Below are 14,480 nucleotides of genomic sequence, written 5' to 3'. Positions count from 1 at the left end.
CGCGCCTGAAGGCGCAGGTGTGCACTCGCACTATATATCAATCGTTACCGGCGGGCCGAGACCCCGAGTCCTCGCTCGGGCCGTTCGGGTCGTCTGGTTCTTTCGGTTCGAAGCCCGAACCCTCGAGGTCGACGCTCTCCTCGACGATTTCGGTGAACGTTCGGCCACCGTTGACTTCGTCTCCGAGCAGGTCGACGGCTTCGACGAAGACGGCGACGATCAGCGGGCCGACGACGATACCGATCGGACCGAGCGTGAACAGGCCGCCGGTAAACCCGACGAAGTAGAGGCTTCCCGGCAGATTCGCGGATCGACGGGAAAAGTACGGTCGGACGCCCACGTCGGGGAACCACGCGATCAACCCGACGCCGAGTACTCCCACGAGGATTCCGGCGACGAGTTCGCCGACCGCGATGTGGTAGATCGCAATCGGGGCGATGAGCAGACTCGGCCCGATGATCGGCACGAACTGGAGGATCGCGGCGATCATCGCCAGGGTAAACGCCATATCGTATCCGAGAGCTAAAAACAGCGGATAGCCGATGATCAGCGTTGCAACGGAGGTCGCGAGTTGCAAGACGTAGATGGCGTACAGCGTTTCCCGCGCGCGCTTGGCGAGCGCGTAAACGATGTCGCGGTACTCGTGTGGGACCGGTGCGATGGCCGCTCTTCCAGCCGCATCACCCTTCCTGAGCAAGGCGAACAACAGGATGACAAACAGCGCGAACTTGATCGCGAGGACCGGCAAATCGGAAGCGAAGGCGATCGCGACGTCGCTCAGCCAGGAGAGAGCGAACGACTGCACTTCGCCCGCTTCGAGCGTGTACGTCTGGTCGTATACGTCGATCACGAGTTCGGCTGGAAGGCTTCGAACGAGCGCCTCGAGTTCCTCGAGACGGAGATAGAGCGTCACAAAAATCGGCGAGAAGACGGCGAGGACGGTTACAAAGCCGAGCGTCGTCGAAGCGATGGCCGCCATCCGCTCGGTGAGCCCTCGTCTAACGAGCCAGCCGTGGACCGGGATAAGAACGTATGCGACAGTCAGCGCGAACAAAATCGTCCCGAGCACGTCGAGTAAAATCGCTCCGGTGAGCACGCCGAGTACGGAGACGATTCCGGCGATAACGAGTCGGCGATTCGATGGCACAGATACACCTCACAGTCGATGCCTAAAGTCGTTCGGACCGCAGAAGCGCCGATCACGGCGTTTAAGACTACCCGGTGTCACAACCGAGTAATGCAACGACGTACGTTCGTCCGTGCCGTCGGCGGGGGCGCAGCAACCGCGGGACTTGCCGGCTGTCTCACCCGAGAAAACGGAGAGGACGGAGAAAACGGAGAGGAGGACGAAGGGGAACTCAAGGTCGCGACGTACTCGTCGTTCGTCGAGGGGGAACTCGAGGACGGGGACTCGCCGGCCGAGTGGCTCAAAGAGGCGTTCGAAGCGGAGTACCCGGACACGGAAATCAACTGGACGGTCCCCGAAGAAGGACTCAACCTCTACATCCAGCAGGCCCAACAGGAGAGCGACGTCGATGCGGATCTCTTTCTCGGCCTCAACGTCGACGATCTGGTCCATATCGACGACAATCTCGACGAGCAGTTGTTCGAACCGATCGGCCGAGACGAACTCGAGAACGCGAATCGGATTCGAGATGATATCGACTTCGGCGACCCGGACGACCGGGTACTACCCTACGATACGGGATACATCAGCCTCGTCTACGACGAGAGCGCGGTCGAGACGCCCGAAACGTTCGACGACCTGCTCGAGGACGAGTACGAAAACGAGTTCGTCGTCCAGAACGCGCAAGATTCCGATCCGGGACAGGCGTTCTTGCTCTGGACGATCGACCGGTACGGCGAGGACGACTACCTCGACTACTGGCAGGATCTACAGGACAACGGCGTCATGGTCGGCGATAGCTGGACGGACACCTACTTCGGACCGTACGAGAACGAAGAACGGTCTGTTATCGTCTCCTACTCGACCGATCAGGTCTTTCACGCGGGCGGCGACGATCCCGATCTCACGCGAAACCAGATCGCGTTCCCCGACGACCAGGGCTACGAGAATCACGAGGGGATGGCCGTCTTCGCCGACAGCACCAAGACCGAACTCGCACACAACTTCATGGATTTCGTCCTCACGAGCGAGGCCCAGGCCGCCATCGCGGAAAAGAACGTCCAGTTCCCCGCGGTCGCGGACGAGTTCGTCGACCTCGAGGAAAGCTTCTACGACTACGCCTACGAACCCGAGGAGTCGGTTACGTTCACCTACGACGAACTCGACGGCAATCTGAACGGCTGGGTCGACGACTGGGAACAGACGATCGTCCAGTAACCCACCGTGGCACCGAGCGACGAACACGATGGGGCCCGGAACCGGATCGCCCAACGGCCCGTTCGTCGCTTTCTGGAGGATAGCACGCTTGCTGACTGGATCGAGCGCCACGCGCTGACACTGACGGCGCTCCTGACCGCGGGGGTGCTCGCAGTGATGCTTTACGTTCCCGTCGGGATCGTGTTTTCGAACGCGGTCTTCGTCGACGGCGTTCCGACGCTCCGCCATTTTCAGGAGATCCTCGCCGACCCGTTCTACTTCGGTTCGCTGGCGTCGTTCTTCGAAAACCCGCTCGCGATCGGGAGCCACCTCAGCGCGATCGTCGGCTGGATCGGCGCGGTTTCGATCTCGCTGTCGCTCGAGACGCCGCTTCCGGGACTCGACGTTCCGTTTCCCTGGGTTTCCATCCGGACTCCAGGCGTACAGGGCGGACTGTTCGGCTTTACGGCCTATCAGGCGGTGTTGTCGACGATCGCCAGTTTGGCGCTGGGATTGCCGGCAGCGTACGTGCTCGCGAACTACGAGTTTCGGGGCCGCCAGACGATTCGATCGCTGACGATCCTGCCGTTCGTCCTCCCTGGAATCATGGTCGCCGTCGGGTTCTACGCCATGTTCGGGCAGGCGGGCACGCTCAACTCCGTGCTCGGAACCGTCGGGCTCGGGCCCTACTCGTTCATGCAGTACAGTCCCCTCGCGATCGTCATCGTCGCCCACGCGTTCTACAACGCGCCGCTGATCGCCAGAATCACCGTCGCCGCCTGGGAGTCCGTCGATACGCGAACCGTCGAAACGGCCCGCAGTCTGGGTGCGAATCGCCGCCGTGCGTTCCTCGACGTGGTCGTTCCCCAGTTGCTCCCTGCGGTGTTCACCGGCGCGCTGTTGACGTTCATCTTTACGTTCATGACCTTCCCGATCGTCCTCGCGCTGGGCGGCCTCGAGCTGGCGACCGTCGAGGTCTGGATCTACGATCGAATGCGCCGCCTGGATTACGCCGAAGCTGCGACCCTTGCGATCCTCGAGACGATTCTCTCGCTCGGGCTCACCTACGCCTACCTCCGGTACGAATCCGCCCAGTCCGGGCTTTCACGGGCCGCGTCGCCACCCGGCAGAGAAAAGCTCTTTCCGGACCTTCGAACAGCCCTATCCCCCAAACGGCTCGCCATCGTCGGCTACGGCGTCGTCGCGCTGATCGTCTTCGTCGGCCCGATGGCGAGTCTCGTGATCGGAGGGATAACCGATAGCGGCGGTTTTACCCTCCGGCACTACTCGTTCCTGCTCGAGCGGCAGGTCGACGGCGCGGATTTCCAGACCCAGCCGTATCCGGCGATTCGAAACTCGCTACTGTTCGGTCTGGGAACGCTGCTGATCGCCGTTCCGATGGGCGTCGTCGTGAGCGTAGTGACGGCTCGGGCCGGGCGAAGCGGGGCGATCATCGACACCCTCGCGATGGTTCCCCTCGCCGTCAGCGGTGTCGTCTTCGGTATCGGCCTCTTACAGGGGCTCGTTTTCGGTCTCTCCCTTCCGTTCGGCTGGCAGTTCCAGGTGACCGGCGCGGTCGCCATCGTCGTCGCACACGCCGTCGCCGCCTATCCGTTCGTGACGCGAAACGTCTCGCCGCTCCTGTCGAATCTCGATCCAGCGATGGTCGAATCCGCTCGCGCACTCGGTGCCTCCCGAACCCGCGCCCTGCTGGACATCGAACTCCCGTTGATCGCCAGCGGAATCGTCGCCGGGGCGGCGTTCGCCTTCGCCATCTCGATCGGGGAGTTCTCTTCGACGGTGATTTTGGCCGGCGGCAGCGATACCTACACGATGCCCGTCGCACTCGAGCGCTATCTGGGTCGTCGATCCGGACCAGCGATCGCCATGGGGACGATTCTATTGGCCGTTACCGCCTCGAGTTTCGTCGTCATCGACCGCGTCGGCGGGAGGTTCGAGCAGTGACCGAACTCACCCTCGAATCCGTCTCCAAGCGGTACGGAGCGGGAAGCGGTGCAACGACGGCCCTCGAGGGAGTCGATCTCGAGGTTCGAGACGGCGAGTTCTTCACGCTCGTCGGGCCGTCGGGCTGTGGCAAGACGACGACGCTCCGGACGATCGCCGGCTTCGAGGAACCGACGACGGGAACGATCACATTCGACGGCGAACCGATGACCGGAACCGCTCCCGAGAACCGCGACGTCGGCGTCGTCTTCCAGAGTTACGCGCTCTTTCCGCACATGTCCGTCGCCGAAAACGTCGGTTACGGGCTGCGGTTTCGCGAACCGCCCGCCGGTACCTCGAGCGAACGACGCATCGAGGAACTGCTCGAGTTGGTCGACCTCGAGGGAATGGGCGGGAGAGACCCGACGCAGCTCTCGGGCGGACAACAACAGCGCGTCGCGCTCGCTCGCGCACTCGCACCCGAACCGAGTATCCTCCTGCTCGACGAACCCATGAGCGCGCTCGACGCACAGCTCCGGGAGTCGCTTCGCAGACAGCTAAACCGGATCCAGGAAACGCTGAATATCACAACTGTCTACGTGACTCACGACCAGGAAGAAGCGCTTGCCGTCTCGGACCGCGTCGCCGTTATGAACGAAGGGGGGGTCGAGCAGGTCGGAACGCCCGAAACGATCTATCGAACGCCGAAAAGTCGGTTCGTCGCGGAGTTCATCGGCGACAACAACCTCTTCGAAGGGCAAATCCTCGAGAAAGGGGCCGAATCGACACTGATTGGCGTTAACGAACGGACATTTCGACTCCCTTCGCTCGAGGGGGGAGACGACAATCCGACGCAGTACGGAAAAGCCGAACAGAGCGGCCAACTAACGATCTGCGTCCGCCCGGAGCACCTCTCGCGAACCGCAGAAACCAACAGATTCCCCGTGAACGTCGAAACGAGCGAATTTCTCGGAACCACCGTTCGCGTCCACGGGAAATGGAACGAGATGTCGGTTGTTCTCCGCCTCGAAGAGGTTCCTGATGGCAACCTCACAGTCGGCTTCGCTCCGCAAGACGCCATCATTCTCGAGACGTAATGGCCACGAACCGACGATGCGGAGGGGACGCCGTTCGTCCGGGCGAAGAAGACGAATCGCCGGTCGACGATTGTAGACCACCTCGTGCGAACATATTCGGGACTGTTCTTCAGGGTTGAGAACCGGAACGGTTACTGAAGGAATTGACCGCTACAGTACTTTCCAAAGCCGACTGGTAACACGACCGAGTTCACGGATACTCCGTGACACTGAACCCGTACCGATAAACCGGGTTTCGAGCGCATCGATATCGCTGCCTCATCGAGGCTTTCAAGCGGGATCGGCGTTCCAACACGGCTGGCTCGACGTTCCGATACGATAAATCGACGTTTCGAAACTGCTGGCTTAACGTTCCAACACAGTTGGCTCGGTCGTTGTACTAGTTGGCCACCGGATCATTTGCTTCCGAATGCCCATCCAGCACACACCGACCAACCCGGCGAAATCGTCGAACTCACCGAGGTCGACGAGCGCTCTCCAAACCCACGATTCAAGCACATGAACGGATACACGGCGGTTATTATGATCGCAAACACTGCAACCTTCCTCACCGGCGGTGCAGTCGCGATGCTCGCGTTCCGCGCGTACAGACGAACGAACGCCCCGGCACTCCGAGCCGTCACGATCGGGTTTTGCTGTATTATCGTCGGCTCGGTTCTCGGCGGGCTCGCCCACTATCTCGAGGGTGACGTGGCGCTGGGCGTCGCCGTCCAGAGCTCGTTTACGGCCTTTGGCTTCGCGATCCTCCTGTACTCGCTGTACGCCGAAATGAGCGACTCGGCGTCCGGCTCGACGACGATCATCCGATAAGTCGAACTCGACGATCGAACTACTGAACCGCGCGTACCAGCGTCGACTCGCTCGAACTGACCCCGACTCGAGTTGGCTCCGGCTCAACTGGCTTCGGCTCGAGAACGCTACGACTCGAGTCGGCTTCGAAACCGCTCGAGTCCGAGTTCGAGCATGTCGAGGCTCACCGGCTGGAATTCCTCGTCTGCGGCGAGATACGGGCGAACCGAATCCCAACTGTCCCGCGCGTACCGTTCGTCGAGCAGGACGCGAACGCCGACATCTTCGGGACTGCGAACCACCCGACCGATCGCCTGTCGCGCCTTTCTGACCGCGGGAACGGTCAGCGCGTACTCGAATCCGTTCCCGAACTCGTCGTCGTAGGCGCGGCGAACGGCCTTCGTTCGCGGGCTCGAGGTGTTGACGATGGGAACCCCACAGACGACCGCCGCCGAAAGCCGGTCGCCGCGGTAGTCGACACCCTCGGTGAGCGTTCCCCGCAAACTCGTGACCAAGACCTTCCCGTCGCCCGAGAAGAACTCGTCTTTCAGCGACTGGGTCGTCTCGTCGCTGCTGGAGGCGTCCATGAGGACGGGTTTGGCGATCCGATCCTCGAGCGCCCCCGCCGCCCACTCCGCTTCGGCGTAACTGGGCATCCCAACGAGGACGTTCCCCGGAAGGTCGGCGACCTGCTCGAGCGCGTCGACGTAGCTCCTACGGGTCGGGTTTTCTTCGCCGGCGCGGCCTCGGTTCTCGTAGGTAAATTTCGGCGCGGCGACCGCGAAGCTCTCACGGTTTTCGGCCGGGAAGTGTAACCCGTACTGTCGTTTGGCGACCGGACGGTCCTCCTCGCGTTCGAGGTACTCGAGGCCTGTCACCTCGGTAAACGCGTCCATCGGCTCGAGGGTCGCGCTCATGAGCACGCCGCCGCCGAACTTCGAGAGCTGCGAGCCGATCGCATCGCTCGGAACGCAGTTGTGTAAGGCGAGTTGAGCGGTGTACGCTCGCCGCCACGAATCGTCGGGCTCCATCTCGTTCCACGTTCGCTCGAGTTCGATCTCCCTGAAGTAGTCGGTGTGGCCGCGGCGATACCACTCGCCGAGAAGACGGCCGGCGGCGGGCATCGACCGAGTCCGTTCTTCATCTTCGGCGGAGTTCAGGATCCGCTCGACGATCGCGCCGACCGCCTCCGCACGGACCCAGACCGAGTCGGCATATCCCGCTCGAGACGCCCATTCGCTGATTTCGTCCTTGGCGGGGTCCGCGGGGTCTCGAAGCGGGATCTCGTCGTCCTCGAGTTGGGTCAGATCCGCCTTCCAACTCCCGTACTCCGTCTCGAGGTGAGCCTCTACACGGCGGTCGAGTTCGCCCCGAAGATCCTGAACGAACTCGAGGGTCTTCTCGAGTTCGTCGTAAGAGACGTCGCTATCGGCGAGTTCTCCCCGGATGAGGTCAGCGTCTGCGGTCTTGGACCCGCCCTCGGTTTGTCTTCCCTGCCGTTCGTGTCGAACCGGCTGGATCACGCGCGAGAGTTCCGTCTCCGCGTCCCGGAGCGTTCTGTCGGCGACGCCGTCGCTCACGAGGTTTCGAACCCGCGGCTCGAGCATGTGGGCTTCGTCGCAGACGACGAACGTGGAGTCGTCGAGCAGCGCGCCGGTAAACGACGAGGTCGTCGTCGGGTCGAACGCGTGGTAGTAGTTCCCGATGACGACCTCGACGTGACCGAGCACGGCTCCCATCACCGAGTGCGGACAGGTTCCGTGACTGGCTGAGAGCCCGACAAGGTCTTCGGGCGAAACGAGTCCCGTCTCGGTGAAATCGAACGGGACCGCTTCGGCGGCGTCGCCGTCGCTCCCCTCGTCCGGAAGGTCCTCGAGGTACTGCGCGTAGAACGGACAGTACTCGACCTCGCTCCCGGCCGGTCCGCCGTCGTCGTACTCGGGGAGATCGGAGGGGTAGGGAGTCGCCTCGCCTGCAGTCTCGAGAAAGTTGGCCGAACCGCCTCGAGAGCCGCTGTCGGCGAGCCCAATCTGTTGACTTCGCGCGCGAGAGGCGAGATTACCTGCCGTCGTCGAGCCGCCTTCGCCCGTGAGTGCTCGCGTACGGTCGCGAAGGGTCTCACACCGATCGTAGACGTTGCTGTCGTCGATTCCCGCCTTTCCTTCGCGGTTGTACGGGCAGACGTCCGCCTTTCCGACGAGCGTGAGCCCGGAGACGGGGTCCCAATCGGACGGGAGATTCGCGTTGATCGTCTCCAAATCCTCTTCGAACTGATGGAGTTGCTGTTTGACGCTCGTGAGGACGAACACGCGCTCGTACTCGCTGTCGGGATCGCGAACGAGGTCGATCCCTGCGGTGAGCGCGATCATCGTCTTGCCGGTGCCACACGCCCCTTCGATCACGGTATAGCCGCCATCACGTGCGGTTTCGATGGCTGACTCGATACCGTCGACTTGCTCGTCGTAGGGGGTTGGGTGTCCGAACACCGAGCGCCAGTTCGTCATGCTGTGCGTATTCATCGTCGGTCAGCCATATCCTTGACGGACCTCGATTGGTCCGCCTTCCGGGATAAACTCTTGTACCCCGATTGGCCGTCAGGAGGTCCGGTGGTAGAGTGTTCTTTCGCCGACAGTCTTGCATCGTATTCGATCGCTATTCGTCCTCGAAGAATTCAGTCCGAACTCGGCCGTTCAACATAAATTCTCATGAAGAATCCTCCGTTGATACTGCCAGCGTGGGGCTTACACGTGTTGGACACCTAGGGGAGATATGAGAGTCCCAAAACAACTACGAGACGTCGACCGACACGGAGCCACCGTTCGGACGTACAACTACGACGACAGCGGCGTTATCGTGGTCGACTTCGGCGCTGCTGCCAACGACATCGCAGTTGACGTCGTCAACGACACGGCGATCGTCGTCACGGACGGCGAGCAGTTCGAGTTCGAACTGCCAGCCGACGCGAGCGAGGTGACCGTGAACAACGGTATCCTCACGATTGCGGAGTAGCGCGATTGTCCGAGCGTCAACGCAAATTATTTTCCCCGATCAGTAGTCCTCGCGTAACCGGATTTCATCGTCAGTGATCGAATCGATCGCATCGGTTCTGAGCGGGTAGGTGCTCCGCTCGTCGGCTCCTCAGGTGAGTTTGGTTTTCAGTTCGCCGGTAATCTCCGGATCCGGGTCGACGGAGGCCGTTCCGTTCTCGACATCGTCGACGATACGGATTCCGGTTTCGCTTCCATCGACGACGCGTTTCGCTCGTTCATCCACAGTTGCGTCTTCGGACATGTAAACGGCTACCTCAGCTCGAGAAACGGATGCAGAACTCTCGAGTAGCGGCTTCGAACCACAACCCACTCGAGTCCGCGGCCACTACCGTCCCTATGAGCGATTCGTTCGACGTCGAGACGTGGCGATCGGAGCTCGAGGAGAAACGCGCCGAGAAAGACGAGTTCTTCGACGAGCACCCCCAGTCCCCGATCCCGCCCGAAGAGCGCGAGGAGTTCTCAGGTCTCGAGTACTTCGAGCCGGATTCCGACTACCGCGTGCACGCGAGTGCCGCCGTTCACGACGATCCCGAACCCGTTACGATGGATACGACGACGGGTCGAGAGGTTAGATATCTCCGAGTCGTGACGCTCTCGTTCGACCTCGAGCGCGACGATCCGGACCTGGCGGACGGAACGTACGAACTGGCGGCGTATCAGATGGAACGGCCCGAAGAGGAGCCGCTGTTTATCCCGTTCCGAGACAAGACGACGGGACAGCAGACCTACCAAGGTGGCCGATACATGGAATTATCTCCCGATCGAGATCTCGAGGACGGCGACGAAATCGTTCTGGATCTGAATCTCGCGTACACGCCGTTTTGTGCCTACAGCGAGACGTTCGATTGTCCCCTCCCTCCCAAGGAGAACTGGCTCGAGGTGACGGTTCCTGCGGGCGAGCGATTCGAGAAGTAACGCGCTCGAACGGAGAAGTTTTGGGAGCGGCGTGCAGGGTTATCGCAAGGAGAGGACCGTTTCGACTCGAGACGGATTTGTGCGCGAGGAGAGTTACAGTCCGATACTGGAGGGTGTACGCGTTTGAAAGGGGTCTCGAGTGGAAATTGGGGGGTTCGAGAGTGGCCACCATTCTCGCTGGCCGCTAGCTGAGAACGGCGGACGGGGACGATCAGGGTGCGACGCCGAGACAGACGGGGACGATCAGGGTGCGACGCCGATGGTAAGTAAGGTTCCGTACTCCCGATAGCGTTCGACCATCTCCTCGCGCGTGTCCCAATTGTCCGTCGGGAACTCGGCTTCATGTGGGATCGTCGTCTCGCGATCGGGAATGTTGTCCTGCTCGGCGACGTGAAGGCCCGCGTTTCGGAAGGCGCTTCGGTACTGTTCGCGGTTCCATCGCGTCATTTCGACGGCGATGAACTCCTGCCACTCGTGAGAGTGGACGTTTTCCTCGTAATAGTTCACGGCGCAGTAGAAAGTCCCGCCGGGTGTGAGGACTCGAGCGATCTCCTCGAGGGTCTCGTGGGGGTCCGCCGCGTAGTAAAAAGATTCCATCGACCAGACGTGATTGATCGAGTTGGTCTCGAACGGAAGCGAGTCGAAATCACCGACGACGTAGTTGACCCGTGAATCGTCCGTGTAGTCTGCGGCGTTGTGTGCCATCTCCGGCGACCCGTCGAGTCCGTAAACGCGGCCCGCGTCGTTGGTGTCTCGGATCGCACGACCCGCGTACCCGCTTCCACACCCGAGATCGAGAACGGTGTCGCCGGCTTCAACCGGCATTCTGGCGAGCGCGTGTTTCGCGGTGTGCCAATGTCGGTCCTCCATCCCTTTATCGCGACCGTCCGTCGCCCACTCGTCGAATTCCTCGCGAACACTCATATGGGACGTATTGCGTCGCAGGAGACAAAACGCGTTCGCATCGCCCGACTGGGTACGTTCGTATCGGCCGAACCACATGCGTTCGAAGCTGATCGATCTCGTACACATCGATCGGATCGAGTAGACGACCGATACACTCTTTAGGGTGGCCTAAAAAGATGGAGACAGAGAGGTTTAGGCTGGCCGAAACCCCTGGGCATCGGGTTGAGACCGCCTAGTAGTGGTAGCTGTCCCACCTCTCGTCCATTTCTCCGAAAAGCAATCGGAAGGTATTAGTGTTTTAGGTTAGCCTAAAATACATATGCAACAACGCGACAGCAACCTACCGAACCGAACGACGACCGGACGACGACGATTCCTCGCCGTTACGGGTATCTCCGCGGCTGGCATCGCAGGGCTTGCAGGATGTCTCGGAGACGATGACAACGGTGCGCCGATCGCGGAATCCGAACCGCTATCGGAATCCGTCGATTCGACCGCCGTCGAGTGGGACGACCTCGGCGATCTCGAGGGCGAAATCACCATCTACTCCGGGCGGACTCGCGACCAGATTCATCCGGTCTTCGAAGCTCTCGAGGACGAGTACGACGATCTCACCGTCAGCGTCGATTACGACGATAACGACGTGCACGTGAACCAACTCATCCAGGAAGGTGAAGCCGCGGGGGCGGATCTGATGTATTCCCAAGACCCCGGCGCGCTCGGAGAACTCGAACGAGAAGGTGCCGTACAAGAGCTTCCGGAGGATATCGTCGAGGCCGTTCCCGAAAGCTACCGCGACCCGAGCGGGTACTGGACCGGCGTGACCGGTCGCGTGCGCTCGATTCAGTACAACAGCGAACGCTGGGACGGCGACGAAGACGACTTCCCGACCGACATCACGGAGTTTGCGACCGACGACCGGTTCGAAGGGATCATCTCGACGCGACCGAACTCCGGGACCTTCCGCGGGTTCATCCAGGCGATGGTCGAACGCAAAGGCGAAGACGAAACCCGCGAGTGGGTTCGGGCAATGGTCGAAGACCAGGACATCCAGCTCTTCTCGGGCGGCTCCGATCAAGCCGAGGCTGTCAACACCGGCGGTGACGACGATCCGATCGTCGGCCTCGGAAACAGCTACTACGCCGCACGCATTCTCAACGAAGATCCCGACGCGCCGATCAGAGCGACGTTTACCGAAGAAGACGCCGGCTGTCTGTTCAGCGTCGCGGGCGTCGCCGCGACGAACAACGTCGGCGACCCCGAACTCGTCGCAGAGTTCATCCGTCACCTCATCGCCGCGGAGGGTCAGGAATTCATGATGGAAGCAAACGGCGAATATCCCGTCGTCGAAGGTGTCGACTACGTCGGCGACCTTCCCGATCTCGAGGAGATCAACCCGCCGGAGTTCGACCTCAGCGAGTTCGATATGGATCTCCAGGAAGCAGGAGACCTTCTTGAGGAAGAGGGAATGACGGTCTAATCCCAGCTCCAGCAGTCACCGCTCATCGTCAGTAGTGGGACGTTTTCTCCATCCCCTCTCTATTCCGTTTTGTTCACGGCTTTTCTCTCAGTGCTCTTTCGTTCCCTCAGTGGTCGCTTTTTCCGACACACAACGGAGCCGCTTCTGGAAACACTTGCCCGACTTCTCTTCGAGCGGCTTCGGGGGATTTAGGTGAACCTAGCCCAAACGAACCTGTGAAACTCGCGAGTCCAGCAAACAGGTTAGACGACCATAATGAAATCACTCACGAACTATCTGGATGCTTCACGGCGACTCGAGTCGATTCTCGAGCGTCTCGGTGAAACCGACCGATCGATGGCCGCGTTGGGAACAGCGAGCGCCATCGTTGCGTTCCTCGTCGTTTCACCGATGTTCTGGCTGGTCTGGCAGGCGACGACGGTCGAGCCCTCACGAGCCTATGGACTCATCGTCTCCTCACAGACGGCGTGGGTGACGGCAAACAGCGTCGGGCTGATGGCCTTGGTTACCCTGTTTTCGATTCTACTCGGCGTTCCGCTCGCCGTTCTGACGACTCGGACTGACCTTCCGTACCCACACTTTTGGACCATCGTCGCCGCACTGCCACTCGTTATTCCGAGCTATATCGGCGCAATCGCGTTTACCGGCATGTTCGGCTCCGGCGGGGAAGTCGACTCGGTGTTCGGAATGACGCTTCCACCCGTTGACGGACTTTCCGGTGCGGTATTTATCATCACGCTGTATACGTACCCCTACGTTTTCCTGACGACTCGAGCCGCGCTATTGTCGATGGATAGCTCGATCGTCGACGCCGCTCGGACGCTCAACGCCGGACCGTTCGAAGCGTTCCGCCGCGTTACGTTACCCCAGATACGACCAGGAATCGCCGCCGGCGCATTGCTCGCCGGTCTCTACGCGATATCCGACTTCGGGACGCCGGCGTTCATGCAAGCGAACGTCTTCACGAGTTCGATCTACTGGGAGTTCAGTAATTTTGCCGTCGAATACGCCGCGTTGCTCGCGTTGCAACTGGTCGCGATCGTTGCCATCGTTCTGGTCATTGAGGCTGGCATCGGACAAGACGAAGACGCCGCCGGGGGTCCGGGGCAGGGTAGTAAGATGCGACTCGGCCACTGGAAGTGGCCGGCGATGGGCTTCGTTTCGACGATCGGAATCGTCACCCTCGTCGTCCCCGTCGCCATTTTCACGAACTGGCTCATTCGCAGTCAGGGCGATCCGATCCCGTCACTCGAGTTCGAGTGGGGATACGCCGTCAACTCGGTCTATCTCGCCCTGTTGGCCGCGCTGGTCGCGTGTCTGTTCGCACTTCCCGTGGCCTACTACTCCGGGCGAACTAACTCACTCGTTTCGCGGATCCTCGAGCGAGCAACCTACATTGGATTTGCCGTACCAGGTGTCGTTATCGGACTCGCGCTGGTGTTTTTGGGAACCAGAACATTGCCTTCGATATATCGGCAAGGAGTTTGGTTACTCGTGTTCGCGTACGTCGTCCGTTTCCTGCCCCAAGCGGTCGGGACCGTTCGCTCGTCAGTACTGCAGGTCGACGAAAAAACCATCGAGGCCGCTCGGACGCTCAACGCCGGTCCACTCGAGACGTTTCGACGCGTTACGTTGCCGTTTATTATGCCGGGTGTGATCGCCGGTGGCATCCTCGTGTTCCTAACGACGATGAAGGAGCTTCCGGTAACGTTGATGCTCCAACCCGTCGGAATGGATACGCTCGTCTCTATCGTCTGGGACGCACAGGACGCGCTGGCCTATCGGTACGCGGCCGTTCCAGCTCTGCTTTTGATCCTCATTTCGGGGCTCTCCATGGTGATCTTGCTCCGGCAGGAAGGCGGAGACATCAGTTGAAATCATACTGGCGTAGAACTCGCATCGCCCTCGAGAAACAACGCCGTCCCGTAGAGACTCGACAAGATACCGAGACAACGTACCGGTTGCTCTCACAGACA

The 14,480-nt window shown here is 60.8% G+C and carries 12 protein-coding genes; 8 read left to right on the top strand and 4 right to left on the bottom strand.

Annotated features, from left to right (window positions below; genetic code table 11):
* Window positions 1–37: 37 nt before the first annotated feature.
* Window positions 38–1,147 carry an AI-2E family transporter gene (locus ACZ5C7_RS07755; RefSeq protein ID WP_464375762.1) on the bottom strand — a complete coding sequence of 370 codons (1,110 nt, stop codon included), beginning with the start codon at window positions 1,145–1,147 and terminating at the stop codon, window positions 38–40.
* Between the two features lie 90 nt (window positions 1,148–1,237).
* On the opposite strand from ACZ5C7_RS07755, the gene ACZ5C7_RS07750 reads away from it, so the two are divergent.
* From ACZ5C7_RS07750 to ACZ5C7_RS07735, 4 genes are all read left to right on the top strand, one after another.
* The gene (locus tag ACZ5C7_RS07750; protein ID WP_464375761.1) at window positions 1,238–2,344 is read left to right on the top strand and encodes a thiamine ABC transporter substrate-binding protein; all 1,107 of its coding nucleotides are present in this window, start codon (window positions 1,238–1,240) and stop codon (window positions 2,342–2,344) included.
* 45 nt (window positions 2,345–2,389) lie between these two features.
* Window positions 2,390–4,288: an ABC transporter permease gene (locus ACZ5C7_RS07745; protein ID WP_464378411.1), complete on the top strand. Its 1,899-nt coding sequence runs from the start codon at window positions 2,390–2,392 to the stop codon at window positions 4,286–4,288.
* The gene (locus ACZ5C7_RS07740; RefSeq protein WP_464375760.1) at window positions 4,285–5,364 is read left to right on the top strand and encodes an ABC transporter ATP-binding protein; all 1,080 of its coding nucleotides are present in this window, start codon (window positions 4,285–4,287) and stop codon (window positions 5,362–5,364) included. The genes ACZ5C7_RS07745 and ACZ5C7_RS07740 overlap by 4 nt, the downstream gene beginning before the upstream one ends.
* 498 nt (window positions 5,365–5,862) lie before the next feature.
* A complete protein-coding gene (locus ACZ5C7_RS07735; protein WP_464375759.1) occupies window positions 5,863–6,174 on the top strand; it encodes a DUF7521 family protein in 312 nt (103 codons plus the stop codon).
* A 107-nt stretch (window positions 6,175–6,281) separates the two neighbouring features.
* Here the strand turns inward: ACZ5C7_RS07735 and ACZ5C7_RS07730 are convergent, their stop codons facing one another.
* A complete protein-coding gene (locus tag ACZ5C7_RS07730) occupies window positions 6,282–8,657 on the bottom strand; it encodes an ATP-dependent DNA helicase (RefSeq protein ID WP_464378410.1) in 2,376 nt (791 codons plus the stop codon).
* Window positions 8,658–8,922: 265 nt separating this feature from the next.
* On the opposite strand from ACZ5C7_RS07730, the gene ACZ5C7_RS07725 reads away from it, so the two are divergent.
* On the top strand, window positions 8,923–9,162 hold the full coding sequence (locus ACZ5C7_RS07725) for a DUF7127 family protein (protein ID WP_464375758.1): 240 nt from the start codon (window positions 8,923–8,925) through the stop codon (window positions 9,160–9,162).
* Between the two features lie 129 nt (window positions 9,163–9,291).
* Here the strand turns inward: ACZ5C7_RS07725 and ACZ5C7_RS07720 are convergent, their stop codons facing one another.
* Window positions 9,292–9,444, bottom strand: coding sequence for a hypothetical protein (locus ACZ5C7_RS07720; protein WP_464375757.1), 153 nt, complete (start codon window positions 9,442–9,444; stop codon window positions 9,292–9,294).
* Window positions 9,445–9,539: 95 nt separating this feature from the next.
* Between ACZ5C7_RS07720 and ACZ5C7_RS07715 the strand changes: the two genes are divergently transcribed.
* Window positions 9,540–10,118, top strand: a complete 579-nt coding sequence (locus tag ACZ5C7_RS07715) for a DUF1684 domain-containing protein (RefSeq protein WP_464375756.1) — start codon at window positions 9,540–9,542, stop codon at window positions 10,116–10,118.
* A gap of 243 nt (window positions 10,119–10,361) precedes the next feature.
* Here the strand turns inward: ACZ5C7_RS07715 and ACZ5C7_RS07710 are convergent, their stop codons facing one another.
* A complete protein-coding gene (locus ACZ5C7_RS07710; protein ID WP_464375755.1) occupies window positions 10,362–11,042 on the bottom strand; it encodes a class I SAM-dependent methyltransferase in 681 nt (226 codons plus the stop codon).
* A 301-nt stretch (window positions 11,043–11,343) separates the two neighbouring features.
* On the opposite strand from ACZ5C7_RS07710, the gene ACZ5C7_RS07705 reads away from it, so the two are divergent.
* Complete coding sequence (locus ACZ5C7_RS07705; protein WP_464375754.1) at window positions 11,344–12,504, top strand: ABC transporter substrate-binding protein; 1,161 nt, start codon at window positions 11,344–11,346, stop codon at window positions 12,502–12,504.
* Between the two features lie 255 nt (window positions 12,505–12,759).
* Window positions 12,760–14,379, top strand: coding sequence for an ABC transporter permease (locus tag ACZ5C7_RS07700; RefSeq protein ID WP_464375753.1), 1,620 nt, complete (start codon window positions 12,760–12,762; stop codon window positions 14,377–14,379).
* Window positions 14,380–14,480: the final 101 nt, after the last annotated feature.

The sequence above is a fragment of the Halostagnicola alkaliphila genome, from assembly GCF_055379965.1.
This window is presented reverse-complemented; position numbering and strand designations above follow the sequence as displayed.

Coding starts and splice junctions, on each gene's coding strand:
- ACZ5C7_RS07735 (WP_464375759.1), top strand. CDS start 5,863: ATGAACGGATACACGGCGGTTATTATGATCGCAAACACTGCAACCTTC.
- ACZ5C7_RS07710 (WP_464375755.1), bottom strand. CDS start 11,042: ATGAGTGTTCGCGAGGAATTCGACGAGTGGGCGACGGACGGTCGCGAT.
- ACZ5C7_RS07700 (WP_464375753.1), top strand. CDS start 12,760: ATGAAATCACTCACGAACTATCTGGATGCTTCACGGCGACTCGAGTCG.
- ACZ5C7_RS07750 (WP_464375761.1), top strand. CDS start 1,238: ATGCAACGACGTACGTTCGTCCGTGCCGTCGGCGGGGGCGCAGCAACC.
- ACZ5C7_RS07730 (WP_464378410.1), bottom strand. CDS start 8,657: ATGACGAACTGGCGCTCGGTGTTCGGACACCCAACCCCCTACGACGAG.
- ACZ5C7_RS07725 (WP_464375758.1), top strand. CDS start 8,923: ATGAGAGTCCCAAAACAACTACGAGACGTCGACCGACACGGAGCCACC.
- ACZ5C7_RS07705 (WP_464375754.1), top strand. CDS start 11,344: ATGCAACAACGCGACAGCAACCTACCGAACCGAACGACGACCGGACGA.
- ACZ5C7_RS07715 (WP_464375756.1), top strand. CDS start 9,540: ATGAGCGATTCGTTCGACGTCGAGACGTGGCGATCGGAGCTCGAGGAG.
- ACZ5C7_RS07720 (WP_464375757.1), bottom strand. CDS start 9,444: ATGTCCGAAGACGCAACTGTGGATGAACGAGCGAAACGCGTCGTCGAT.